The sequence below is a fragment of the Bacteroidota bacterium genome (genome assembly GCA_016722375.1).
Taxonomy (GTDB): domain Bacteria; phylum Bacteroidota; class Bacteroidia; order Chitinophagales; family LD1; genus Bog-950.
On record JADKJG010000006.1, the window covers coordinates 12,543 to 37,095 of the forward strand.

General features: G+C 44.7%; 22 protein-coding genes. 4 read left to right on the forward strand and 18 right to left on the reverse strand.

The features are described 5' to 3' along the window. Nucleotides 1-11: 11 nt before the first annotated feature. Nucleotides 12-1,184, forward strand: coding sequence for a glycosyltransferase family 4 protein (locus tag IPP77_09240; GenBank protein MBL0309837.1), 1,173 nt, complete (start codon nt 12-14; stop codon nt 1,182-1,184). Here IPP77_09240 and IPP77_09245 read toward each other — a convergent pair. The 7 genes from IPP77_09245 to rpsC form a co-directional block, all read right to left on the reverse strand. Next, on the reverse strand, nt 1,148-2,392 hold the full coding sequence (locus IPP77_09245; protein MBL0309838.1) for a glycosyltransferase: 1,245 nt from the start codon (nt 2,390-2,392) through the stop codon (nt 1,148-1,150). The genes IPP77_09240 and IPP77_09245 overlap by 37 nt on opposite strands. Before the next feature lie 147 nt (nt 2,393-2,539). Continuing rightward, the gene (gene rplX / locus IPP77_09250) at nt 2,540-2,848 is read right to left on the reverse strand and encodes a 50S ribosomal protein L24 (GenBank protein ID MBL0309839.1); all 309 of its coding nucleotides are present in this window, start codon (nt 2,846-2,848) and stop codon (nt 2,540-2,542) included. Between the two features lie 26 nt (nt 2,849-2,874). Then, nucleotides 2,875-3,243: a 50S ribosomal protein L14 gene (rplN, locus tag IPP77_09255; GenBank protein MBL0309840.1), complete on the reverse strand. Its 369-nt coding sequence runs from the start codon at nt 3,241-3,243 to the stop codon at nt 2,875-2,877. Nucleotides 3,244-3,290: 47 nt separating this feature from the next. Then, complete coding sequence (gene rpsQ / locus IPP77_09260) at nt 3,291-3,545, reverse strand: 30S ribosomal protein S17 (GenBank protein ID MBL0309841.1); 255 nt, start codon at nt 3,543-3,545, stop codon at nt 3,291-3,293. Between the two features lie 6 nt (nt 3,546-3,551). Beyond that, nucleotides 3,552-3,770: a 50S ribosomal protein L29 gene (gene rpmC, locus IPP77_09265; protein MBL0309842.1), complete on the reverse strand. Its 219-nt coding sequence runs from the start codon at nt 3,768-3,770 to the stop codon at nt 3,552-3,554. Nucleotides 3,771-3,793: 23 nt separating this feature from the next. Beyond that, on the reverse strand, nt 3,794-4,216 hold the full coding sequence (gene rplP, locus IPP77_09270) for a 50S ribosomal protein L16 (GenBank protein ID MBL0309843.1): 423 nt from the start codon (nt 4,214-4,216) through the stop codon (nt 3,794-3,796). Between the two features lie 28 nt (nt 4,217-4,244). Further along, on the reverse strand, nt 4,245-4,967 hold the full coding sequence (gene rpsC, locus IPP77_09275; GenBank protein MBL0309844.1) for a 30S ribosomal protein S3: 723 nt from the start codon (nt 4,965-4,967) through the stop codon (nt 4,245-4,247). A 248-nt stretch (nt 4,968-5,215) separates the two neighbouring features. Here rpsC and IPP77_09280 point away from each other — a divergent pair, with 248 nt between their 5' ends. Next, nucleotides 5,216-6,058 carry an alpha/beta hydrolase gene (locus IPP77_09280; GenBank protein MBL0309845.1) on the forward strand — a complete coding sequence of 281 codons (843 nt, stop codon included), beginning with the start codon at nt 5,216-5,218 and terminating at the stop codon, nt 6,056-6,058. An 80-nt stretch (nt 6,059-6,138) separates the two neighbouring features. Here the strand turns inward: IPP77_09280 and IPP77_09285 are convergent, their stop codons facing one another. From IPP77_09285 to IPP77_09310, 6 genes are all read right to left on the reverse strand, one after another. Continuing rightward, nucleotides 6,139-9,675: a PKD domain-containing protein gene (locus IPP77_09285; protein MBL0309846.1), complete on the reverse strand. Its 3,537-nt coding sequence runs from the start codon at nt 9,673-9,675 to the stop codon at nt 6,139-6,141. Between the two features lie 185 nt (nt 9,676-9,860). After that, nucleotides 9,861-10,148, reverse strand: a complete 288-nt coding sequence (locus tag IPP77_09290) for a hypothetical protein (protein ID MBL0309847.1) — start codon at nt 10,146-10,148, stop codon at nt 9,861-9,863. Between the two features lie 73 nt (nt 10,149-10,221). Further along, on the reverse strand, nt 10,222-10,566 hold the full coding sequence (locus IPP77_09295; protein MBL0309848.1) for a hypothetical protein: 345 nt from the start codon (nt 10,564-10,566) through the stop codon (nt 10,222-10,224). 92 nt (nt 10,567-10,658) lie between these two features. Then, complete coding sequence (locus IPP77_09300; protein MBL0309849.1) at nt 10,659-11,036, reverse strand: hypothetical protein; 378 nt, start codon at nt 11,034-11,036, stop codon at nt 10,659-10,661. A 40-nt stretch (nt 11,037-11,076) separates the two neighbouring features. Continuing rightward, nucleotides 11,077-11,631 (reverse strand): hypothetical protein, encoded by a 555-nt coding sequence (locus IPP77_09305; GenBank protein MBL0309850.1) that lies wholly within the window; start codon nt 11,629-11,631, stop codon nt 11,077-11,079. Between the two features lie 394 nt (nt 11,632-12,025). Beyond that, the gene (locus IPP77_09310) at nt 12,026-12,907 is read right to left on the reverse strand and encodes a hypothetical protein (protein ID MBL0309851.1); all 882 of its coding nucleotides are present in this window, start codon (nt 12,905-12,907) and stop codon (nt 12,026-12,028) included. 2,051 nt (nt 12,908-14,958) lie between these two features. Between IPP77_09310 and IPP77_09315 the strand changes: the two genes are divergently transcribed. Both IPP77_09315 and IPP77_09320 read left to right on the forward strand, forming a co-directional pair. Further along, a complete protein-coding gene (locus IPP77_09315; protein MBL0309852.1) occupies nt 14,959-18,153 on the forward strand; it encodes a hypothetical protein in 3,195 nt (1,064 codons plus the stop codon). Between the two features lie 2 nt (nt 18,154-18,155). Beyond that, nucleotides 18,156-18,314 carry a hypothetical protein gene (locus IPP77_09320; protein ID MBL0309853.1) on the forward strand — a complete coding sequence of 53 codons (159 nt, stop codon included), beginning with the start codon at nt 18,156-18,158 and terminating at the stop codon, nt 18,312-18,314. Here IPP77_09320 and aspS read toward each other — a convergent pair. From aspS to IPP77_09345, 5 genes are all read right to left on the reverse strand, one after another. Then, nucleotides 18,311-20,074 (reverse strand): aspartate--tRNA ligase, encoded by a 1,764-nt coding sequence (gene aspS, locus IPP77_09325; GenBank protein MBL0309854.1) that lies wholly within the window; start codon nt 20,072-20,074, stop codon nt 18,311-18,313. The genes IPP77_09320 and aspS overlap by 4 nt on opposite strands. Nucleotides 20,075-20,139: 65 nt before the next feature. Continuing rightward, entirely contained in the window at nt 20,140-21,465 is a 1,326-nt protein-coding gene (locus IPP77_09330) for an ABC transporter permease (GenBank protein ID MBL0309855.1), read from the reverse strand. Then, entirely contained in the window at nt 21,466-22,362 is an 897-nt protein-coding gene (locus IPP77_09335) for an ATP-binding cassette domain-containing protein (protein MBL0309856.1), read from the reverse strand. Between the two features lie 42 nt (nt 22,363-22,404). After that, a complete protein-coding gene (gene dnaJ, locus IPP77_09340; GenBank protein MBL0309857.1) occupies nt 22,405-23,583 on the reverse strand; it encodes a molecular chaperone DnaJ in 1,179 nt (392 codons plus the stop codon). A gap of 2 nt (nt 23,584-23,585) precedes the next feature. Next, the gene (locus IPP77_09345; protein MBL0309858.1) at nt 23,586-24,224 is read right to left on the reverse strand and encodes a nucleotide exchange factor GrpE; all 639 of its coding nucleotides are present in this window, start codon (nt 24,222-24,224) and stop codon (nt 23,586-23,588) included. Nucleotides 24,225-24,553 lie beyond the last annotated feature (329 nt).

Genomic DNA, 24,553 nt, shown 5'->3' on the forward strand with positions numbered 1-24,553 from the left:
CTGAGAGAAATATGAAAATCCTACACGTTATACCATCGCTGAATAAAGGAGGGGCAGAAAGGCTAGCTGTGAATATTAGCACTGAACTAGGGCACCGCCCGGGAGTAGATATTAAATTGGTCACCTTTAGAAAAGACAATGCTTATTTGGGTTTGATCGGTGACGTGGATGCCCAAACTATCCCTGCCTTTGTTATTCCTTCTCTAACTGGCAAAGGAAGGGTGGATGTACACTCATGGATTCGGCTTCTGGATGAATTCAAGCCAGATGTCATTCACTCCCATCTGTTTGAGTCGGAGATGGTGACCCGCTATACACTTCGACCCGGAACAGTTTATGTGACGCATTGTCATGACAACATGGCCCAGTTAAAAAGTTTCTCTTGTAATACGCTTTTCAACAAAACGGCACTGACAAACTTTTATGAACGGAGGCTTATCTTGAAACAATACGAGAAATGCAACAACCATTTTGTGGCTATTTCAAAGGACAATTTCGATTTTATTCGAAGTGTACTTCCTGATTCGTTGAAACAAAATGTGCTTCTAATGCACAATGCCATTCATTTTAAAAAGTTCAATGTAGCGGATAGAGAGAGAAATCGGGCAGAAATTAGGATGGTGAACACCGGGAGGTTCGTCTCGTGGAAAAACCAGATTTTTCTAGTAGAAATTCTCAAACTGCTTCGGGATAGGGGAGTAATTGCAACAATTACTTTTCTCGGCGATGGAGCTGAACTGGCGTTGGTAAAGGCAAAGGTTATCGAATATGGATTGCAAAATCAAATCGAGTTTACTGGGAATGTAGAGCATGTAGAAGCCTATTTGCGCAACGCGAACTTGTATGTTCATACCGCATACATTGAACCTTTTGGCTTGGCATTAGTAGAGGCGATGGCTGCAGGCCTTCCGGTAATTGCGCTTGATGGAGGTGGAAACCGGGATCTGATTCAAGAAGGAGTGAATGGGTACTGCATAAAAAAACAAGAGGCTGATTTATTTGCAGATAAAATAATTGGTTTAATGCGTAACGAAACTTTATATCACACTATGAGTCGTAATGCGGTAGCGTTTGCTAAAGGTTTTGATATGCCAGCTTATGTTGATCGTTTGCTAGAAATGTATCAGCAATGGGTTCGGGAAAATAATCAGAGTATCAAGGCTGATTCGACGAAGGCGGGATAATTTATTTCGGCATTAAAGTTTTGATCCCAAATATGGAAAGCTGAATCCCGCATTTGCTGTTTGGCATTTTCAGGAAGTAGCGCATATTTTTCAATGGTAAAGGCAATGTCCGCCGGACTACAATTTCTAGAAAGAAGAAACCCATTTTCTCCTTCACGGATGATTTCAGAAACACCGCCCACATTAGTTGCAATAGTAGGAATGCCGAAAGAATTGGCCTCCATGATAGAAACTGGCAGGCCTTCAGTTTCGCTAACATTGATGAAGACGTCTATTTTTTCTCTTGCGTAATAATTCAGCAAGTCCTTATTATCGATATGCCCATCCATTCGGAATGAAATATTTGGCAGGCTTTCTAATTTTTCTTTAGCCAATGATTCCATTTGGATTTTCAGTTTGCCATCGCCGACATGCTCCCATTCTATTTCGATATTCTTTATCAGAGTTAGGGATTCTATAATTAGATGGATTCTTTTAAGCGGAATGACGCTGGAGCAACTGACTAATTTTATTTTTACCGTATTCGGTTGCGAGCGATTCGCATTAGGATTGAAAGTGCCCAATCGGGACAGCTTTAATTTATCTGAAAATTGTTGACCGGTTATATTGTCGAGATAATTCTTTCCTGCTTCAGAAATACTGAAACAAGCATTTGCGTGGGTAAGAATATATTTTCTAAAAGGCAAATAGGGTGGATGATGCCTTTCAAAATATAAATCCCATCCGTGAGCGCGACAGAAAAACTTCACCTTAGGATGTTGACGCTTAAACATGCCCATGCCGATAGCCAGATCTTTCATCCAATAAGAATATAGGTAGAGCTGTTTTTCATCTAGAGAATATTCACGCAATAGTTTTTTGATTAAATCATTCATTTCGAATGCTTTAGCGTAACCGCCCAAAAGGATGGAAACGATAGTCTTGCTAAGCGGCAGTTTTCTTTCGCTTTGGATGAAATGAAGTTCTTCGCGAACATCCTTACTGAATATGCTGCATAAAACCAATGCTTTGTTTTTGAGCGAGGCATCATAGGGAATGCGAATGGTTTTGACGTGAGGTGGAAGGGGCCGGGGCGAAGCACCGCTGATACTGGTGGTGATGATGAAAATCTGCTCAAACTTTGCCGCGAGGAAGGGAAACTCATTTTCTACAAACACTTCGCTCTGGCCAAAGGGGAAATCAGAGGTAAGCAAAAGAAGCGTCTTCATATTTCAATGTGCTAAAATACTAAACCTCTCTCCTTACTTAAATGTGCTCGTATTCCAGAAAAAAGCTGGTTTGAGGTTTGATTTCAAGATATAAACAAGAAAGACCGGACAAGCCGGTCTTTCTTGCAAAATTATTCTCTCTCCGAATTAGTCCAAAATCTTTCCGGTCTTTTTAGAAAATCGTACGGTCTTACCTTTTTCCTCTTTCCTTCCAATGCGAGTAGCTTTGCCTTCGCTCATCAACTGAACATTGGAAATATGAATAGATCCAGGGGTTTTAACGATCCCACCCTGAGGATTTTTAGCATTAGGCTTCGTATGCTTGCTGTTAAGGTTCACGCCATCCACAAACACACGGGAGTTCTTGCGGTCCACGTCAATAACACGTCCTTTTTTCCCCTTGTCATCACCGGCGGTAATGATTACTTCGTCATTCTTTTTTACATGAAATTTCATGGCTCTATATTTTCTTTATCTTGGAATTATAATACTTCAGGTGCCAGAGAAACAATCTTCATAAATTGCTTGTCGCGTAGTTCGCGTGCAACTGGACCGAAGATACGCGTACCGCGTGGTTCATCCTGTGGAGTTAACAATACTACGGCGTTGTCATCAAAACGTATATAAGAACCGTCCTTGCGACGGGTAGCGCAAGTTGATCTTACTACGACGGCAGGAGAAACGCTTCCTTTCTTTACGCCACCGGTGGGTAAGGCTTTCTTAATGGTAACAATGACTTTATCACCGATGCGGGCATATCTTCTCTTAGTTCCTCCTAACACACGGATAACCAAAACTTCCTTTGCTCCGCTATTGTCTGCCACGTTGGCTCTTGATTCCTGCTGTAACATTTTTTATTGTTTTGAATTTTAAATGATGGAAGTTAAATGAAATAGTATTACTTAGCTCTTTCCAGCACTTCCACTAACCTCCAGCGCTTGGTTCTGCTATAAGGACGTGTTTCGCTGATTTTCACGGTATCACCAGTCTTGGCATCATTCTTTTCGTCATGAGCCTTAAACTTCTTGGTAGTCTTCACAAACTTTCCGTAGATAGGGTGCTTTACCTTTCTTTCGATAGTAACCGTGATAGTCTTTTCCATTTTATCGCTGGTTACCAGACCAACCCTTTCTTTCCTGAGATTCCTTTCCATAATTGATTAGGCTTTATTATTCTTTTTACGATTTGTTTGTTCCGTGAGCAGGCGGGCAATATTTCTTCTCTTCGCTCGAACGCTCAATGGATTATCTAAAGAAGAAACGGCATGGCCGAATTTCATCTTTTGTAAATCGGCTTGTTCTGTCTTTATTTTTGCATCGAGATCTTCGCCGACATACTGCCGGATATCTTCCTGATTTATCTTCTTATTAGCTCCCATTTTATTTCAGATTTACTGTTGAATTAACCTTCCACCGCGTCACGACGGGTGATGAATTTAGTCTTAACACTCATTTTATGAGCAGCCAAAGTCATTGCTTCGAGTGCTATATTGCGTGGAACGCCGTCCACTTCAAATATGATTCTACCTGCCTGAATGGGCGCCTCCCAACCTTCCGGGTTACCTTTACCTTTACCCATCCGCACTTCTAAAGGCTTCTTGGTGATGGGTTTGTCCGGGAAAATGCGAATCCAAACTTTTCCTTCACGTTTCATGAAGCGGGTGAATGCCACACGAGCCGCTTCAATTTGCTTATTGCTGATTTTGCCGCTTTCTAATGACTTCAAAGCATAGGTGCCAAAAGCAATCTCATGACCGCGCTGGGTGGTTTCTGCCACTCTGCCCTTCTGGGTTTTTCTGAATTTCGTCCGTTTAGGTAATAACATGACTTGGTATTTTTACTTGAGTATTAAACTATCTTCTGTCGCCTCTTTCTCCACGGGTGATTCTTCCCTTTGGTTGGCGTTTTTCTTCTTTTGGTTCCCCGGAAAAATAATCTACCAGATTTTTCTTTCCATATACTTCCCCTTTACAGACCCAAACCTTGATACCGATTTTTCCATAGACCGTCTGGGCCTCTGTGATACTGTAATCAATATCTGCTCTCCAAGTGTGAAGGGGAGTTCTTCCTTGTTTATATTCTTCACTCCGGGCAATTTCTGCACCACCAATACGACCCGATACACGAATCTTGATTCCTTCTGCACCCATACGCATAGCAGAAGCAATCGCCATTTTTACCGCACGACGGTAATTGATACGCGCCTCTAACTGCTTGGCAACGGTTTCACCAACAATAGCTGATTCCATCTCAGGGCGACGAATTTCAACGATATTGATTTGTACATCTTTGCTTGTTAACTTTTTCAACTCTTCTTTCAAACGATCCACTTCGCCGCCACCCCTTCCGATGATGATGCCCGGGCGGCTGGTGTGAATAGCGACAGTCACTCTCTTCATGGTCCTTTCAATCACAATACGAGAAATACCCCCCTTTTGTATACGGGCATTAATGTATTTGCGGATTTTCTCGTCTTCTACGAGTCTGGTAGCAGCGTCTTTTCCGGCGTACCAGTTGCTTTCCCAGCCACGGATGATGCCGAGGCGATTGGATATAGGACTTGTCTTGTGACCCATCTATATTTCTTATTTAATGATTCGTTTTTTTGAAAAATGGAGCGCAAAGATAGATTTTGCCCACATAGTTGCAAATGTTTGTGATAATATTTTCTGCTCCTTTGGTGATATGTGGGGATTTGGGGCTGCTGTTAGGTTCTTTTTATGAATTTTCTGAAAGTATTTGCCCGATAAACGACAAATAATGACAAATATTAACCAAGTATAAAAATTGTCGGCTTATCTTCGCGGCCTTTAATTTTAACACTATGAACAAACAGATTACTTCTCTCTTTACAATGCTTTTCTTTCTTTTCATCACCTCTTCGGCTCAGATAAACGATACGGTTCCTGACCAATTTGCCAATATTGATGGAATAAAAATACACTATAAAATATATGGTAAAGGAGACCCGCTCATTCTCCTTCATGGCTCGTTGGAAAGCATGAAAGACTGGGCCAAGCAAGTGCCTGAATTTTCCCGACACTATCAGGTGATAACAGTGGATAACCGAGGTCATGGTATGAGTACCTTCGAGGATCGTAAGATGGATTACGCACTCCTCTCAGAAGATGTCCTCAAATTAATGAGTGAATTGAAGATTGACAGCGCTCATATTGTAGGTTTCGGTGACGGAGGAATTATGGGGCTTTACCTCGCTATTAACCATCCGGAGAAAGTACGCAAACTAGTAGCGATAGGCGCCAATTATAAAGTAGATACTACGGCCGTTTACGGGCAAATACTTAATAAAGTAAAGGCCTGGGACAATGAAAAAATGTATCAGTTTGTAAAAAATAATTTCAAAGGATACCAAAACTTTAGTCAGATCACCCAATTTACTCAGCGCATGAAAACCATGCTGTTGACCGAGCCGAATTTGACATTAAATAACTTGAGGGAGATAAAATGCCCGGTGTTATTTATAGCCGGTGATCATGACATCATCAAGCTAACGCATACGGATGAAATGTTTGAAAACGTAAAATACGGTAACCTGCTTATTGTTCCTGGAACAAAGCACTATCCTCAAAAGGAAAAACCGCAGTTAGTTAATACTGCTATTCAGGATTTCCTGAATAAAAGGTTTGTGAGTTTAAGTCGCTTTTAATAAGATGATGAAAGGATACCCAAAAAAAAAGCCCGCAGGTCTTCAGACCTGCGGGCTTGTATGTTTAAAGAGTTGACTGGTTACTTCACATTTCCGATAAACACTCTCTTGGTAGTAGTAACCCCTTCGTTCTTCACTTTTACAATCAAGTAAGCAGCTTCCAGATTTGGAATCTCCTTAGAGTAGATAGAAGAGCGACCGAATTGCTCGCTGCTGATTAGTTGACCGATGATATTGTAGAGATCAATCTCTGCCTCCACCTTGGTTTGACCACCGAAGTCAATAAACACGCGGTTGTCAGCACTCCAGATATTCAGCTTCTTGCTCGTGTTGTTTGCCAAGCCTGTAGCTTCTCTCGAAGTAATAGTGATGGTCTGAGACGTAACAGACTTACAACCTGCTTCGTTCAGCACGGTCAACGAAACCGTGTAAACACCCTCGCTGGTGTAACGGTGAGTAGCATCAGTGGTGCTGGCATTGCTTCCATCGCCAAAGTTCCATTCAGTAGTCACTGCATCTGCATTGTGAGCATTGAAGGTGATGTCCTCCTGTGCTTTAGCGATATAGTTGCTGGCAGTGAAAGCAGCTACAATAGATTGCTCTCCGCCCACCTCGATATTCTTCATCACCACATAGCCGTTGTTATCGCTCAAAGTCAAGGTGTAAACCCCTGCATTGGCGCTTACATGAACCGGTGAAGAAGCGTTCAGCGTTCCGGTAGAAAGTACCGTGCCGTTGTTATCCGCCACGCTATAATCCCAGTTGGCACTTCCCGGCTGTGTTAATTCAATCATGCCGCTGCCACTGCAACTGGCTTCGCTGGTCATGATTTGAGCCGCAGGAGTGAAATGAAGAACAAAGCGGTCTTGATTATCTGTTTTCTTGGTGCTGAAAGTATAGTCGCCATTTCTCAGGTTATGCCATACTCCGGCTTGCTTGTCCTCTAAGTATATATACGTAGTCGGATCGAAGGAAGACAATTCCTGTGCCGACAAGGTCATGGTTCCGTTCACTTCCGGTCTCAATCCCATTGGAACAGTAGTAGTCTCCTGAAGAGCATGAAGGGTATTAATCGAATAACCTCTACCGGCATTCAGGTGAGTGAACAACATAGGCTTTCCGACAGCACTGCTCGATTTGTTGGCATCGAAAGCTCCGTCAAAGCCGATGGTGGCATCTGCATTAAACTGAACAGTGGTGAGGTCTTTCATACCGTTATAGTTCAATTCCATCACCAAAGTATTGTTCATATCTGTTCGATAAAAAGTAGTGTTGCTGGCTCTCACTCTTTCGCCTTGATAGAAAGGATAAGAACCGTTGTTGCCTGCCGAAGTCTTCAATACCATGAAAGCCTGGAAAGGAGCAATATCAATTTGTCCTTGTGCGCCCGGAGCGCCAATCACCTTAGGAATCCAGCTACCGGAGAAAGGTCCGGAGGTCTTCCACACCTGCACCTGATTGTCAAAGCCATCGCCTATGCGAGAGATGGTGAGGTGTAGCGTAGAAGGATAAGGATTGCCCACTAAGTTCCATCCCGACTCAATCGGAGTTAAAGTGGATTGAAGCGTAGCTACCGGAATGCTGCCTTTATTATTCATACCGCTGATGGATATGTTTCCGGTATTAGGAACTCCGGTAACCGTTTTAATACTATTGCCGGCCAAGTAGGCAGAATAGCCCTTTCCGTTTTCCATATTTCCTTGGCTCTTCACCATCCAGTTGCCCAATTTGCAGGCACCCGGTGCCTGATGGTCATCATCATAAGCAAAGATAGAGCCATAGACCGTAGTCTTCGCGCTTTGTGATTCATCACAGTTGGCGGTAGGGGTAATAAACGAACCATCCGGTCCGCTGGCACCTATCTGACTGAGTGCCGGAGTACTGACTGGTGAACTGATATAGTGTTGGTTGTATCCACGAATCGGAACAAAGCGATCGGCCAGAATGCTGCCGGTCAGGTTGCCGGTGAAGCCGGAAGTAAAGTCATCAATATAAGCACAGTGCGTATCAGAAGTAGAGCGCAGACGCAGACTGCTGCCGCCGTCTATCAACAAGTTGCCGGACGCTAAATGCAATCCTTTATTGATAGAAACACTCGCCGCATTGATCAGCGATACATCGCCGTCGCCGGCCACACTGTTGTTGAAAATTCTAAGAATATCAAATTGAGTGCTGCCCTCAATTGTTTGAGCTGCTGTGCCTAGCATAATCACCTCTCCGTTGCCCAGACTCAAAGTCTTCGAGCCGGTTCCTCCGTTCCAGTTGCCGCAAACCTGTAGGTTGAAGCCATTAGCAGTTACGCGGGCATTGGTTTGCAGGGTGATATCTCCTACACTGTAATTGGCGATAGAAATAATCGGGAATCTTCCGTTGATAGGGTTAGAAGTAATCAGCACTTGCGCCGAGCAATCATTAGGAATACCTACCGGGTTCCAGTTCGTTGCATCATGCCATGCGGTGCTTGTGGCACCTGTCCAGGTGCTTCCACCACCACAGGTCGAAACCGTTACCGCAGCATTTCCATTCATCGTGGCAGAACAAGCCCCGTTGGTGGCAATCACCGTATAGGTAGTAGCCGTGGTTTGGTTGCCAAAAGAAATAGCCGAACCGGTATTTCCTGCAACAGGGCTGCCTACATTCGCTACCCCATCTTTCAACTGATAGTTGACTCCGGTTTGAGAGTTGGACAAGCCAACAGCGACACCGCCGCCGCCCGAGCAATAATTACCACCTCCGGTCACATCATAAACCGTAGGATCGGTACAATTCAAGGTGGTGACACAGGCTGTTACTGGAGACACGTTTACGCTGAAATTATCCAGAATAACATCATAATTATGAGCAGCCCCGCTCGAATTAGACCAGATTCCAAAATTGAGGTTGTTCTTATAAGTAAGAGCGCTGATATTAAACGTCAACTCTACCCTTTCACAATTCCTTGCCTTATCAAAATAAACGTTCTGCGTACTCGTAGTACCATTGGAAGTATATAAGCCACCGCCATAAGACCAATCTCCTACCCACATATATATGCGGTCGCTAAGATAACTGGCGCTGTATGAATTGGTCATGTCAAAACTTACCGTTACTGTGGTCTGTCCGGTACCATCAAACTTTTCTGAACGCAACAGGCTACCTGTTCCGTTGGCGGCAGATGGCTTATTATATTGTAGTGCGTTTCCAGAACATCCACCGGTTGTGATCCGGCTCCAAGTGCCGTTAGATCCTCCCAAGTCACAAAAAATCCAAGGGATACTTGATATTTGGCTGCCACAATAATTGGATACATAAGTATATGAATCGAAATTCTGCACTCCGTTGGTGCCCCATGTTGGGGTAAGCCCTACACCGTTAAATTGAACATCTCCATCTGCATTTTTCGCCTTGGCATAAAAGCAGTATTGAGTATTCTGAGTAAGGCCGGTAACGATTTTCGTTCCCCACTGTGCGGCAGTTTGGAACACTTCGGTTGCTCCTAAAGTTCCATTGGCCTGAACATACTGGCCGGTTGTAGAGCAATAAAGAGAGTAGGTAGTGATAGTCGGATTGGCTACCGGTGTTTCTGCTGCTACAGTAACCTGTACACTGCTGCCCGATGGATTATTCACAGTTGGCACCGCAGGGAAATCACAAGCCGTATATCTCGGCCCGGCAATCGTACCCCAGTCGCAAGTTTGTACTCCATCCTTTGCTCTTACCCGGAACCAGTAAGGAGCATTTGGATTATCTCCTGCATTGAAATCATAACTGGGCGAGGTAACCGATGCCTGATTGCCATAGGTAATACCATCAACAGAAGACTCTATGTCATATCCGGACGCTCCTGATGCCGCATTCCAGTTACAGTTATGTGATGGGGTTTGCTCCGTTCCTGACGGCTATATTGGTAACCTGCACCAAACCAATTGGGAGCAGAATAACAGTACCGATAATCTTCTACTTCAGAATACATCTGCATACCATCTCCTGTCAAGTTGTTACAGCCGGTCATGGCAGTGGCTAGGTTGTAACTGCTGCCATCATCATAGCGCAACCTAACGCGCATCGCCACTTGCTTGCCGTCAATGATGTCCGGTGTCGGGATCGTCATAGTTAAATAAACAGTTGGTGCGATCCTGGGTTGGCTATCCTTCCAACTATATGCCGTTGGCATACACATAAATCTAGCCGTCGCCATTATAATCAATAAAGAGGCCACAGGCATCTGTATAACCACTATGTTCAACATTGACCGTATAACTTTGTCCTTTTTCCAAAACTAAACCTTTAGAATAGGAACCCATCATGTTGGAATAGTTATACATGGTAATGGTAGATCCAGCCTGAACACCAAAGAACTTCCCGTTGTTATCCAATACGGTTCCCCATGGGCTGGTGGCCAATACCCGGCTGATATAAACTTTATCTGTCGTGGCGTTGGTTTTTACCACATCGGCTGTGCCGTTCACGCCGCCGCAAACCTGAGTGCCAATAGTTGGAATAATGTAAAGACCGAAATCTTCTGTCATGAATTGGCATCTACCACAAATGGATCAACTGGTGGCATCGATTCCGCGGAAAGCCAAATCCTGACCGGTCATTGTCTCTTGAAGAAGGAAAACTACCGTGCTATAGGCCGGTGGTGGCTAGCGAAATATTGGCCTATTCCATCGTTCCCTCCGGTTGAATCCAAAAGATAGGTAGCGCCGCCATCAATTAACTGATGACCGTACCGTACCATACGGGTACTTTTCCGGCAGCAGTACCCCAACCTAATATCGGAAAGAAACCTGTATATCTTTAAAGCCTCTGGCCGGTATGGTCCTGTAGAACCAACGGGCGTGTAGCGGATATTCCCATAAGAAGTTCCCCGCCCGAGTGCATTGCCAGTAAATCCATCAGCAAATTCCGGAAACAGAATAAGGGGCTTTATTATAGCAGGACCAAACATTTCTATAGTTGCCCGACTGAGCGGCAGTGCTGCTGGCCAACCAGCCATCTTGAGGCGTTACCTCCAAAACATTCCTTGTGTAAATCCATCAAAGTTCTGTGTGTACATGGCTGTCTTTATCTGCCGTGGTAAAGGACCAAACCGAACAGCCCGAAGCGGATCCATAAGTATTCTTTGGAACTATCTGCCAGTAATATTGTGTATTTGGAAGAAGGCAACCCGGGTTATAGGTTATACTCGCTGTATTTCCCGCTAATGGTGGTGTACTGCTCGTGCCAAAATAAACATCATAACTGTCCGCAGAACCCTCTGCGTTCCAAGTCAATTGAACGCCTGTGGCTGAATTGGTAATAGCGTTGGTAGGCGAAATGTAACTCGTACAGGACGGTGGAGAAGCAGGTGAAGTATAATCCACTTCCAATACCGGTGCTAAAGCGCCCCCGGCTGCTCCATTTAAAGTCCAATATGTGTTATTTGCAAAAGCGGTTCCGTCGTTAGTAGCGCGAAAGGCGACATTGAAATATTGATTGCCCGCACCGAAGTTCGTATTTAAATGTGTAATAGGGTTGTAGGCTGATCCATTCCCTATTAAGGAGCGCCATCCCACAACTCCCCGCCGGAAGGCCTGTAGCTGTAAACACACATAATATTGGCTAGCATTGATAGCTAGAGCAGTATATAAACTTGCAGCCGATGCTGATGCGCGGGTTCACACTGGTTAGCGGTCCTGCATTAATTCCAGCACTACCCAAACGGGTAGCTGCAATCTTCATTCTCATATCCGAAACATTTACCGGTTATGGCTGTACCAGGATGATATAATGAGGTCATATCAAACTGGCACCAACCTCTCACTAAGTCATTAACTGCACCTACTCTTCCCATGAAGATAGCCGCATTCACTTTAGTTGCTCTCAGCTGCGCCAGTATAGCCTGCTGAACTAGCGAGCGAAGTACTTGGATAATAAGTCCCAGTGGGGTCAATAGCTAAGGAAAAACCCGTGCAGGGTCTTTAACCAAGTGGGTGCTTACGCGAGTCATGACCGTAAGGTATTCCCATTTCTCTGTGCCTGAATATCTGCAATGTTATTGTCGGCAAGCAAAGGTCTGTAGTTGGCAGCGCCGAAACCATCGCCCACAACGGGTGATTCATATTCATAAACCATTCTTCCGCTTATATCTTTCAGAATAACAGTTCCTTCCTGGCTCAATTCATAACTCCAGTTGGCATCTATCTGTATATCTTCAGCAAACACCATATAGTCTGCTCCGGAAGGTACGGAAGAAAGAATGCTGGCATCATTAATAATGTAGTTCAACTCTCTTCTTCCTGCCGAGAGGGTGTATTGTGCATCCACCGCAGGGTAAAGGTTTTTGTAAGTAATTTTATTGCCATCCACCGTAGACGCTACATCTGTGGAAGAGATCGAATTGAAAGCCGTTCCATTCTTTTCCCAATAGAAACGGGTATTCAAAAACTCCTTTACCTCACCCTCTGTACTTACACTCAACAAACCACCCGAAGAATGGTTGGCGAAGTAAGACTTCATCAGGTTGGTGCTATTCACATAAGAATAAGCAGCATGATTGCCGAGTAGGTTAGGCTGAATATTTGCGTCTATGTCATAATATTTTCCGCCATCCTCGTAGTGGATTATACCTGCCGAAAACACCCCCGTATAGGTTCCATCATCATTTTTGAAATGCTTGGAGTTGAAATCACGCTTGCTCACATCCTCTTTGGCAGGGTCTTTTCCATAAGCCCAAGTATTCTCTTTGACCGCAGCCGACTTCAACTGAGCCCCGACTTCTGTTCCAGCCAAAAGGCTTTTACTCTGCCCGAAGGACATAGCAAAATCGCCCAGCGCGATGATTAATAAAGATGTCCGTCGTCTGATTGATGTTGCATTGTAATTCATAACCCTGATTTAAGAATAAATAGAAAATAAATATGTTTGATTGTCCAGTAAATCGCCCCGTCCTAACAAGGTTTCAGTTTGATATAGCGATTCAGGTGCAAAAATAATACCAAACCGCCTGCTTGTCAAACTGACACATATCAGTTTGTTAAAAAAAGGCGGAGGCCTTCAAAGCTCATTTCTATATTCAGAATAAGAAAACAGATAGGCTGTAACGATGCAAGGCAGTGAAACACAGTGAATGCGTGGCACTGTGGGTCCAATAGCTTCTGCGCAAGATGAATGTTAAAAGCACAACATAATTCAGTTGATTTGTGCCATTCTTTATTGATTAAGACTAATATAGTTTATAACAGGATGGCTACTTCTTCACGAAACGTGAGGAATTATAAACTACAAAAGTCTTAGAGACTTTTGTAGTTTGAGTTTAGAACCCCTTCAGGCAATGTCATTATTTAATAAACTTCTTCGGAAAATCGTCCATTTGTCTCCCTCTGGAGGGAGCGTAGAGGGAGGAAATTAATCAAGCCTGATTTTCCGAAGAAGTCTAATAGCAAAATTAGATGGTAGTGACGGCTGTTTCACCCCTCGCTTTCGGAGGACAAGGGTAGCCCTCCTTATTATAAGTACTCCTAAATTGTTAGACGGCTGTTACTCCCATCTCCTTCGGAGAGGGGTTGGGGGTGAGGCCGGCTGTTGTAGTTTAACCCACCCTCGCGCTGTCTTTATTCCCCATTCGATCCAAAGGACTCCTTTGGAGGGGTAGGGAACTTGCTGACAGGATCCCATCTCTTATTAAAAAATACCTAATATCAGCTATTCGGTACCGATCTGCTGCTAACAGGCACCGAATCGTAGCTAACAGGGACCGAATAGCAACGAACAGGCACCTGTCTTTGGCTAACAGGGACCGAGTAGCAGCTAACAGGCACCTGTCTCTTACTAACAGGGACCGAGTAGCAACGAACAGGCACCTGTCTTTAGCTAACAGGGACCGAGTAGTAGCTAACAGGCACCTGTTTCTTACTAACAAAAACCGAATAGCTACGAACAGGGACCGATCTCTTGCTAACAGGGACCGAATAGCTAGAGATGGGTACCGAATAGCAAATTATCGGTCAAGAATGGAAAGGCAATCGGACAGTTTGTCAAAGAAACCACCTCCATTTATTCTGTTCCTCCCCCGTCCCGCTGATAGAGGCGGTCCACCCTCCTGAATTTATTTCGGGAGAGTGTAGAGGGAGGAAATTAATCAACCCTGATTTTCCGAAGAAGTCTATTTAAGCACCTGAACAAACAAGTTTTGGTGCTGAACCAACATGTTTCAAGCCGTAACATGTGTGATTGGGTGCAGAGCTAAGGTGTTTCAGTCCAGAACATGTATGTTTTTGAGTAGAACCAACAAGTTTCGGACCAAAACATACGTGTTTTGGTGCAGAACTAAGGTGTTTCAGTCCGGAACGTATGTGTTTTGGTGCAGAACCAACATGTTTTGGCGCCGAACCAACATGTTCTGGTGCCGAACCAACATGTTTCAGTCCGGAACATGTGTGATTGGGTGCAGAGCTAAGGTGTTTCAGTCCAAAACATGTATGTTTTTGAGTAGAACCAACAAGTTTCAGACCAAAACATACGTGTTTTGGTGCAGAACTAAGGTGTTTCAGTCCGGAACGTATGTGTTCTGGTGCCGAACCAACATGTTTTGGTGCAGAACCAACATGTTTTGGCGCCGAACCAACATGTTCTGGTGCCGAACCAATAGGTTTTGGTCGGGTGATGATAAACTACAAAAGACGAAATCAAACTACAAAAGTCTTTAAGACTTTTGTTTTTGGTGCTGACTTGTTTGTTATATCTTTATTAGACTCTTCGGAAAATGAAAAGCAAAGTTGTGGGCTAAAGCCCATATCTCATTTCTTGTCTTAAGCCCGTGCTTAAGCATGGGCTTAACAAATGCCAAACAGCATGGGCTTAAGCTCTGAAAGGTATTTTCCGAAGAAGTTTATTGTCAGCCTTATCAGTTATTTCCGTGTCATCTGCGTTCCATTTATATGATGTTCATCAAGAGCTCCGCCTTCCGGCCAAAGCAAATCATCATAAGCTCAAATTATTCCTGTAAGTTTGAGCCACCAAGTAAAAATCAAAAACAGGGCAGCGCGTTAGCAGCACAAATGAATCGGGAGAGAAGAATTTTTCTATTGTCTATTGTCTTATGTCTCCTGTCTTGCTGGTCGGTGCAAGCGCAAGTCAATGTAGAGCGCTTTGGACAAAACAGGATTCAATATAAAAACTACACCTTCTCTTATTATGAGAGCGACCACTTCGTCACCCACTTCTATCAGGGTGGGCAGGATGTGGCGAAGTATGTGATTAAAACTGCGGAAGATAATTTGGATGAAATATCGAAGATGTTCGACTTTGGTTACAGCAAACGGGTGGACATCATCGTTTATAACAACATCAGCGAACTGAACCAGACCAACATCGGCATCTATGAACCGGAGCAAAGCCCCGGTGGAACTATCAAACTGCCCGACAATAAAATTTTCATCTATTTCAATGGCGACCACGGCAACCTGCGCAGTCAGGTGCGGCAGAACATCACACGAATTTTTTTGGATAAGATGGAGCGCGGCACCAACTTTGGCGAGGCGATTCAAAATGCAGTGCTGCTCAATTTGCCCGACTGGTATAAAATAGGACTGGAGCGATATGTGGGTGATGGCTGGACCAGCGAACTGGAAGACCGCCTGCGCGATGGAATCATGAGCGGGCGATTCAAGAAACTGAACCGGCTGCCGAGAGAAGAATCTGTTTTGGTGGGGCAGTCTATGTGGCACTATATAGAGGAGGTGCATGGCAAAACTGCGCTCGCCAATATCCTCTATCTCACGCGGGTGAACCACAACGTGGATAATGGCTTTCTTTTTGTTCTGGGAGAAGATATGGAGATCACCTTCCAGAAATGGTATGAATATTATGTGCGCCGGTTCGAGGAAGAAGAAAGAAAAACGGTGATGCCTCCCGACAGTACGATAGTGAAAGCAAAAATTCGCAAGAGCAAAAGCTATTATCAGGCTCGGCTTTGCCCCGATGGAAAACACATCGCCTATTGCAGCAATGACATGGGGCGATATAAAGTTCATCTGTTGAATACAGAAAACGGAAAGAAAAAAGTGGTGTTGCGCGGCGGCTTCCGAACCAATACTTTGTTCACCGATGAGTCGGCTCCGCTGCTGGCGTGGGACCCCAGCGGCAAACGCTTGGCGATCATCCGAGACAAAAAAGATAAAACAGATTTGTTTTTCTATGAGATGGAGAAAAAGAAGAAAGCGCGCAATCCGGTTCGGAAATTTCAAAAGGTGCTGAGCTTTGGCTTCGTAGATTCCAAACAGTTGGTGATGAGCGCGGTGCAGAACGGGCAGACCGATATTTTTCTTTACACCATTGCTTCTACTACCACTCAAAAACTGACCGACGATTTTTATGATGATCTGCAACCGGCCTATATCGAAGCCGGTGGCCTGCGCGGAATCATGTTTTCAAGCAATCGCGAAAGTGACACGTTGCGCCCGCAGCGATATGAATCGCAGGTCATCATTCCTCAATACAATTTGTTTTTCTATGACCTCGATGCAGCGAAGGATGTTTTATATCCGGTCACCTCTAACCCCTTGACGAGAGAAAGCTATCCACAGAATTTCAGTGCCGATGATTTTTGTTTTCTCAGCGATGCCAACGGCATCGAAAATCGGCGCATCGGCCATTTTGAAAAGGTGTTTGATCATTTTGAAAAGACCTATTACTACACGCTGAACGAGACCGGCGACAAGGACTCTGTGTCGCTGCGCGACCACATTGCCTTCGAGTCTGTGATAGATAAAAGTGTGGGGCGGCTGTATGATTCTTCGAGAACGGAAGTGTATAAAATTTCGGGAGTCACCGCACCTGCTACCAACTATACCTATCAGATCCGCGAACAAAGTGTGGTGCCGGAGAAAGGAATGGCGCTGGATATGTTTCAGCAAAAGGGCAAAGTACAGTTTCGGAAATATCTGATGCAGGATATGCAGGTGACGACGAAGCCTCCGATGATGGATTACATGACGAAGCTGCAACAGGGATCGGTAGCGGCGGTGCCGGAGAAAAAGAAAGAAGAGGTGAAACCGGTGGCGGAGCAAAATGATACTTCCATCACGGCAAAAGGAAATCGCCCCTTTGACCTGCAAAGCGAATTTGATTTCGGCATCAAGTTGTTTGATTGGGATTCGGTAGCGGCGGCCCAACTGAATGCAGCGGAGGAGGGATATGTTTTCCGCTTCTCTCGCGTGCGCCCCTATTTCGTGCGCTTCAGCACCGACAAAGTCATCACTTCTTTCGACAACAATCTGATTGTGACGCGCTATCAGCCTTTCACCGGGTTCTATACCACTTCGCCGCTACCGATTTTTGGAATCAAAATGGGCATCACCGATTTGCTGGAGAACTATAAAATATACGGTGGGGTTCGTTTGCCTTTCGATAAGGGTTTCAAAAACATGGAGTATTTCATCACGTATGAAAACCTGAAACGGAGATTGGATAAAAAGTTTACGGTCTATCACGGTGCGCGATCCACCGATGTGCAGGTGAGCGATGACATCACCGGTCGCTCCTCCAATACGGAACTGAGTATCAAGACCACTTATATAGAGATGGAATTGAAATATCCTTTCAACGTGCTCCAGGCTTTGAAACTGAATCTCTCTTTTCGCAACGACAACATGGTGTTCAAAGCCATTGATGATTTCACCTTGCAGATTCCTTCCATGACGGACAACTGGCTGTCGCTGCGCACCGAATATGTTTTCGATAACTGCATCGAGGTGATGAGCAACATCCGTTATGGCACCCGGTTCAAGGTTTTTGCCGAGGTGCAAAAACAATTTCCTACGAAGGATAAAAACATCTCTGATGGATTTGATATTCCGCTCGTTCAGTTCAACAAAACAGTGTTGGGCCTTGTCGGTTTTGATCTTCGCCACTACCAGAAAATCTATCGGCAAATTATTTGGGCCAACCGGTTGACCGCTGGTGCTTCGTTCGGCAGCGCCAAGATGATGTACTACATGGGTGGTTTGGATAATTGGTTCACACTGCCTTCGATATCGGCACCGCTTGGGAGGGCGCCTCTCCTTTTGCCGAAAGCAATCCATTGTTTACGGAGAGTATTCCGAATCGGCCATTCCAGCCTTCGGTCATTGTGAAAGTGAAGAAATATAGAAGTCCGGTCATCATGGGCTTTGGCCCCGGATTCCGCACCTCTCTATTAGGCTACTTTATTCGCTTTGATTTGGGCTGGGGCTATGACGGTGGCGAGGTTTCTAAAAAGCCTCTGGGGTATCTTACTTTGGGGATGGATTTTTAATCCTCAGATTTAATTCTGATTCCCAATTCCACCAACTGCTTCTCATCCACCACCGCAGGAGCATCCATCATTAAATCTCTTCCACCGGAAGTCTTAGGGAAGGCAATCACATCGCGGATGGTTTCGGCACCGCTCAACAACATCACCAGACGGTCTAAACCAAAGGCACAGCCTCCATGCGGCGGTGCGCCATAGCGGAAGGCGTTGAGCATAAATCCAAATTTCTTCTCGCGGTCTTCAGCGCTGAGACCGAGTTTATTAAAAACTTTCTCTTGTATTTCTCTTTGATGAATACGAATAGAACCGGAAAGGATTTCGTTGCCGTTCAATACCATATCATAAGTCTGTGCCCGCACTTTTACCGGGTCACTGTCGAAGTATTTCATGTCTTCGGGATGAGGGGAGCAGAAAGGATGATGGGCAAAGGTGATCTCGCCACTCTCTTCATCTTTTTCAAACAGCGGGAAGTCCACCACCCAAAACACACTCCAGGAATCAGGGGCAATCCATTGATTGCGCTTGGCTAATTCTAAACGTAAATCGCCCAAGGACTTGCGCACTTTGGAAACTTTATCGGCGGCAATCAAAATCAAATCGCCTTTTGCTGCACTAAACAAGGCTCCGATGGCACGTAGCTGTTCTTCATTAAAGAATTTATCTGCCGAAGATTTCACGGTGCCGTCTTCGTTGAAACGGATATTCACCAAGCCGCCTAATCCACGGTGGCTTACCTTGACAAAATCCGTCAGCTCGTCTATTTGTTTTCGTGAATAAGCTCCACAGCCTTTTGCATTTAGACCGGCTACCAGTCCGCCACTTTTAATGGCATTGTTGAATACATTAAACTCGGAAGTAGGCAGGGAACTATTCAGCTCTACAATTTGGCAATCAAAGCGCAGATCGGGTTTGTCGCTTCCATACAGGCGAAGGGCATCATCATAGCGCAGACGAGGAATTTCTGTCAGTTCCACATTTTTAGTCTTGCGAAATACATGTTGCATCATGCCCCCGAAGATTTCAAAAATATCTTCTTGGTGAACAAAACTCATCTCGCAATCTATTTGCGAAAACTCCGGTTGACGGTCGCCGCGGAAATCTTCATCACGAAAACATTTCACCACTTGATAATAGCGATCCATACCGGCCACCATCAGCAATTGCTTCAGTATCTGTGGCGATTGTGGCAAGGCGTAGAAACTGCCATGCACCAGTCGAGAAGGAACCAAAAAATCACGGGCTCCTTCAGGGGTAGATTTAATCAGGGCGGGCGTTTCTATTTCTATAAAATCCTTTCCATCCAAATATTCATGAATGGCGCGCACCAGATGGGCGCGCAGCACCAGCCGGTCGCGAAGCACCGGACGGCGAATATCCAGATAGCGATATTTTAAACGCAACTCTTCGTTTCCATCGCTATCGTTTTCAATAATGAAAGGCGGTGTTTCTGATTCGCCGAGGATGGTTAGTTCGGCGACTATTATTTCGATTTCACCGGTTGGAATGTTCAGGTTTTTACTGCTGCGTTCCGACACGGTTCCCTTTACCTGGATCACAAACTCACGACCTAATTTATTGGCTCGCTCGCAGAGCGATGCATCGGCCTCCATGTTGAATACTAATTGTGTAAGACCATAACGGTCGCGCATATCCACAAAGGTCATTCCGCCTAAGGCTCGTGTCTTTTGCACCCAGCCGCAGAGGGTAACTTCTTTGCTTACAAACTTTAAATCTAATTCGCCACAAGTGTGAGTTCTGTACATATCTGTGATATTAAATAAGCCGCTTTATATCGGGAGAGGCTAAAATAGTTATTTGAAAAGTAGCATTAATTACGTGCAAAAATCCACCGACCCATTTCTTTCAGCGATATCTTCTTGCCGTACATCAAAATGGCCACGCGATAAATACGTGCGGCGATATAGGTGGTTAAAATAAAACCCGCTATCAGTAAAAATATGGATAGGGCAATTTGCCACCAGTCCGGACTGAAAGGAAGCAAGGTACTCATCACCACCGGTGAGGTGAAAGGAATCACCGAGCCCCAAAAACCCAATTTGCTATCGGGGTCGTTGACGACATTGATGGCGATGAAAATGGAAATGATAATCGGAATGGTGACAGGAACCATCAGCGATTGTTGGTCACCATCTTCGCCCATCGCCGCACCGATGGCGGCAAACAAAGCGCCGTAAAGCAAAAAGCCCCCGATAAAATAGATGGGGAAGAGAATAGCGATTTGGCCAAAGGGCAAGGAGGAAAGGTTGCGTATCAGCATTTCCATTTCATCTAAATCTACAGACTGTGTTCCCATGCTGCCCATAGATGGGGAATGTTGGCCAACAGAAATTCCGAAGATGATTCCCGCCAGTACGTTGACCGCGAAAATGAGTAGAATCCAAAGGATAAATTGGGTAAGACCAACGGCACCGATTCCCATGATTTTTCCCATCAGTAATTGAAAGGGCTTTACCGAAGAGGTGAGCACCTCCACCACTCGGCTGGTTTTTTCTTCCATCACTCCTTTCATAATCATGGTGCCATAAAAGAAGATAGAAATGTAAATGGCAAAACCCATGACTAGCCCTACTATGGCAGCGGCATCTGTAAAGCCGGTTTTTTCTTTTTCATCGTCGAGCGATTCAAAATTGAGTTTGATTCGTTGCTGCATTTTCTCAATCAGATCATTATCTGCCTTCAAACTTTGCAGCCGCATTTTATTGACAGCAGTATTGATTTGATCGTTGATGAACTGTCTCTTGATAGCTCCAGGTCGCTCGGCATAGCGATAGGCAATAGCGGGATTGTTTGGCGAACTGATATTGAAGTTGGCCGGGATAAAGACGATGGCGCTAAATTTCTTTTCCTTCCCTTTTTCATCCTTTAAAGTGGTGGCCAACTTCTCGTATTGGTCTTCCACTTTATGAAAATAAACTGTTTGATCTTCTGCGTCAGGGAACGTCACATCTCTGAACAGACCGCTTTCATCCACAATAGCTACATCGGTTCTGCTTTGTGAATAGGAGCTGATTAAAACAGAGGCCGAGATGAGCAAGAAAAAACCCAATGGGGCTAGGAGGGTAGTGATGAGAAAACTTTTTCTCCGCACGCGAGTAATGTATTCGCGCTGTATGATGATCCAGATTTTGTTCATTTAGTTGGCTTGTACGTTGCGGATAAAAATTTCATTGATGGATGGAAGTTCTTCATTAAAGGAGGTTACTTCTACGCCATTTTCTACTACTCGCTTTAATAATTCATTTCCTTTATGGTCTTCTTCAAACTTGACTACAATCAAGCCTTCTTTCCGTTCTACCACGTTCAGAGTGTCTAATAATCCATTCTTGATTTCACCATTGAAAGATAGCCTAAATTTATTTTCCTTGAAGCGTTGTTTCAGTTCTTTCACTCCGCCTTCCAGAATTTTCTTTCCTTGATTGACCAATACTATTTCATCGCAGATTTCTTCTACCTGCTCCATTCGGTGAGTGGAAAAAATAATAGTCTTTCCACTTCTACTCAAATGACGGATTTCATCTTCGATTAATTTAGAGTTAATCGGGTCGAGACCGGAAAAAGGTTCATCCAGAATTAGTAATTCAGGGTCGTGAAGCACGGTAGCGATAAACTGCACTTTCTGGCTCATGCCTTTAGAAAGCTCTTCGATATTTTTGTTATACCAACTGGTAATGTCAAATTTTTCGAGCCACTGGTTTACATTTTGTTTCGCCTGTGCCTTGCTTAATCCTTTTAATCTTCCGAGATAGATCAAGTGTTCGCCCACTTTCATCTTCTTATATAGTCCGCGCTCTTCGGGCATGTAGCCGGTTTGTTCGGTGTGTCTTTCTGCCAGCGGTTCGCCGTTGAACAGGATAGTTCCACTGTCTGGAAAAAGAATCCGAGTAATCATGCGGATGAGTGTGGTTTTACCTGCGCCGTTGGGTCCGAGCAAACCGAAGATTTTTCCTTTAGGAATTTCTATACTCACATCATCTGACGCAATATAGTTTCCGTATTTTTTGACAATATGTTGAAGGGAGAGTAAAGACATGGCGGCGAAAGTATTTAATCAGGAATAAAAACGGTATTCCGATCAATCGCCAAACATATCCTTCATCCGGTCGAAGAAGCCCTTTTCGGTTTTTATTCCGGGTTTGGGTATAAAGTTGTTGGAGTCGCGTAGCTGCTCTAACAGTTTTTTCTCCTCCGAACTAAGATGGGTGGGGGTATAAACGTTGACCAGAATCAACTGGTCTCCGCGTCCGTAAACATTTATCGCCGGCAGACCTTTGCCATTGAGGCGGAATATTTTGCCTGCCTGAGTACCCGCAGGTATTTTAAACTTAGCCTTACCTTCTATGGTCGGAACTTCCACACTGGTACCGAGTGTGGCATCTATAAAACTGATATGAAGATTGTAAATGATATTCTGTCCATCAATTTCCAGTTCCGGATTTTGTTCCACTTCAATTTGAATAATCAAATCTCCCGCAGGGCCGCCTTGTTCTCCCGCGTTTCCTTTTCCGCTCATGGAAAGTTGCATGCCATCTTGTACACCAGCCGGAATATCAAAATTAAGTGTTTCATCCCCGTATTCTACACCCAGTCCGTTGCAGGTGCCACACTTTTTTGTAATCTGCTGACCGCTGCCGCTACAGGCATAGCAAGTAGCAGTGGTTTGCATCTGCCCCAGAATCGTATTGGTCACTTTGCGAACCGCGCCGCTGCCGCCACAAACAGTACATTTGCCCACCGACTTGCTGTCTTTGGCACCACTGCCATGACAGGTGTGGCACTTGATATGCTTTTTTACTTTGATAGTCTTATGTGCGCCGTTTGAAACTTCCTGCAAATCAAACTGGCCCGAATACATCAGGTTGGTTCCTTGCTTGCCACGGGTACGGGTTTGCTGTCTGCTGCTTCCGCCAAAAAAACTTTCAAAGGGGTCGAAGCCGCCGCCCCCGCCGCCCCCACCACCAAAAATATCGCCGAAGTTGCGGAAGATGTCTTCTACGTTGGCGTTATGGTAACCACCGCCTCCGTTGCCGTTCATAGCGGCATGGCCGTATTGGTCATATTGCTTTCGCTTGGTTTCGTCTGAAAGCACTTCGTATGCTTCCGCCGCTTCCTTAAACTTCTCCTCTGCTGCCTTGTCGCCTTGGTTGCGGTCGGGGTGAAATTTTAAAGCTACCTTGCGGTAGGCTTTTTTAATCTCCTCTTTGGTGCCTGCCTTGGGCACATCCAGAATTTCGTAGTAATCGCGCTTGGCCATTTTTATTCCGCTTTTTTGCCCACAATCACTTTCGCAAAGCGGATGATTTTATCGTTCAAGTAATATCCTTTTTCTACTTCATCCACTACCTTGCCTTCCTGTTCGGGGGTGGATACCGGAATTTCGGTGATGGCTTCGTGCATCTCTACATTAAATTCTTTGCCAATACTCTCCATGGGCTTCAAGCCTTTCGATGCCAGATTGTTGATGAGCTTTTGATAAATGAGATTCATTCCTTCCATCAAGGCTGTGGTGTCTTTGCTTTGGGCCAAAGCCTTGAGTGCTCTTTCGAAATCGTCAATCACCGGCAGCATTTCATTAATGACATCCTTGCTGGCTACCAGCATAAATTCCAGTTTTTCTTTCGCTGTGCGTTTGCGGTGGTTGTCAAAGTCGGCATAGAGGCGAACATACTTGTCGCGCAACTCATCTAACTCTTTTTTCAACTCCGCTATCTCTACGTCCTTCGGCTCGGTAGCTGTTTTCGGGATTTCAGCTTCTTCTCCCTCGGTGTCTGATACGTCCGATTCTTTATGGAAAACATCTTTAATCAACTTCTCTACGCCTTCAAACGTTTTTCCGGCAAAGGATTCAGCACTTTTCTTGGTCTCTCGCGCAAAATTCTCTGCTTTCTCGCCCATATTCTTTTCGTTTGGCTGCTTTTCACTTGGTTCTTTCTTGTCTTCCATGTTTCAAAAATTTTGAGCGGGCAAATATATCATCAGCAAACAGGTTTTATATGATTCTTGAAAATCTTACCGACGATATAGCCCAAATAATAAAAAAACCTGCCGGTGGCCTTATGTCAAAATATTGGCCAAGTACCGCTTTGTGCCAAATTGGCATCAAATAGCCAATACAATAGCAATCTGTCTAAGTAAAACGGGAAAAGAAAGAAATTATGTCCGAAGAGAGAAGATAAAAAAACCCACACAGAGTCTGACGTTAAGTCGCACTTAAGTCAGGATTT

Excerpts from the sequence above, each read along its gene's own strand:
- rplN (MBL0309840.1), bottom strand. The coding sequence starts at position 3,243 with ATGTTACAGCAGGAATCAAGAGCCAACGTGGCAGACAATAGCGGAGCA.
- IPP77_09330 (MBL0309855.1), bottom strand. The coding sequence starts at position 21,465 with ATGAACAAAATCTGGATCATCATACAGCGCGAATACATTACTCGCGTG.
- IPP77_09300 (MBL0309849.1), bottom strand. The coding sequence starts at position 11,036 with ATGGCTGGTTGGCCAGCAGCACTGCCGCTCAGTCGGGCAACTATAGAA.
- rpsQ (MBL0309841.1), bottom strand. The coding sequence starts at position 3,545 with ATGGAAAGGAATCTCAGGAAAGAAAGGGTTGGTCTGGTAACCAGCGAT.
- dnaJ (MBL0309857.1), bottom strand. The coding sequence starts at position 23,583 with ATGGCCAAGCGCGATTACTACGAAATTCTGGATGTGCCCAAGGCAGGC.
- rplP (MBL0309843.1), bottom strand. The coding sequence starts at position 4,216 with ATGTTATTACCTAAACGGACGAAATTCAGAAAAACCCAGAAGGGCAGA.
- IPP77_09335 (MBL0309856.1), bottom strand. The coding sequence starts at position 22,362 with ATGTCTTTACTCTCCCTTCAACATATTGTCAAAAAATACGGAAACTAT.
- IPP77_09345 (MBL0309858.1), bottom strand. The coding sequence starts at position 24,224 with ATGGGCGAGAAAGCAGAGAATTTTGCGCGAGAGACCAAGAAAAGTGCT.
- IPP77_09295 (MBL0309848.1), bottom strand. The coding sequence starts at position 10,566 with ATGACAGAAGATTTCGGTCTTTACATTATTCCAACTATTGGCACTCAG.
- IPP77_09310 (MBL0309851.1), bottom strand. The coding sequence starts at position 12,907 with ATGAATTACAATGCAACATCAATCAGACGACGGACATCTTTATTAATC.
- IPP77_09245 (MBL0309838.1), bottom strand. The coding sequence starts at position 2,392 with ATGAAGACGCTTCTTTTGCTTACCTCTGATTTCCCCTTTGGCCAGAGC.
- aspS (MBL0309854.1), bottom strand. The coding sequence starts at position 20,074 with ATGTACAGAACTCACACTTGTGGCGAATTAGATTTAAAGTTTGTAAGC.
- rpmC (MBL0309842.1), bottom strand. The coding sequence starts at position 3,770 with ATGGGAGCTAATAAGAAGATAAATCAGGAAGATATCCGGCAGTATGTC.
- IPP77_09240 (MBL0309837.1), top strand. The coding sequence starts at position 12 with ATGAAAATCCTACACGTTATACCATCGCTGAATAAAGGAGGGGCAGAA.
- IPP77_09290 (MBL0309847.1), bottom strand. The coding sequence starts at position 10,148 with ATGACGATCCCGACACCGGACATCATTGACGGCAAGCAAGTGGCGATG.
- rpsC (MBL0309844.1), bottom strand. The coding sequence starts at position 4,967 with ATGGGTCACAAGACAAGTCCTATATCCAATCGCCTCGGCATCATCCGT.
- IPP77_09315 (MBL0309852.1), top strand. The coding sequence starts at position 14,959 with ATGATGTTCATCAAGAGCTCCGCCTTCCGGCCAAAGCAAATCATCATA.
- rplX (MBL0309839.1), bottom strand. The coding sequence starts at position 2,848 with ATGAAATTTCATGTAAAAAAGAATGACGAAGTAATCATTACCGCCGGT.
- IPP77_09280 (MBL0309845.1), top strand. The coding sequence starts at position 5,216 with ATGAACAAACAGATTACTTCTCTCTTTACAATGCTTTTCTTTCTTTTC.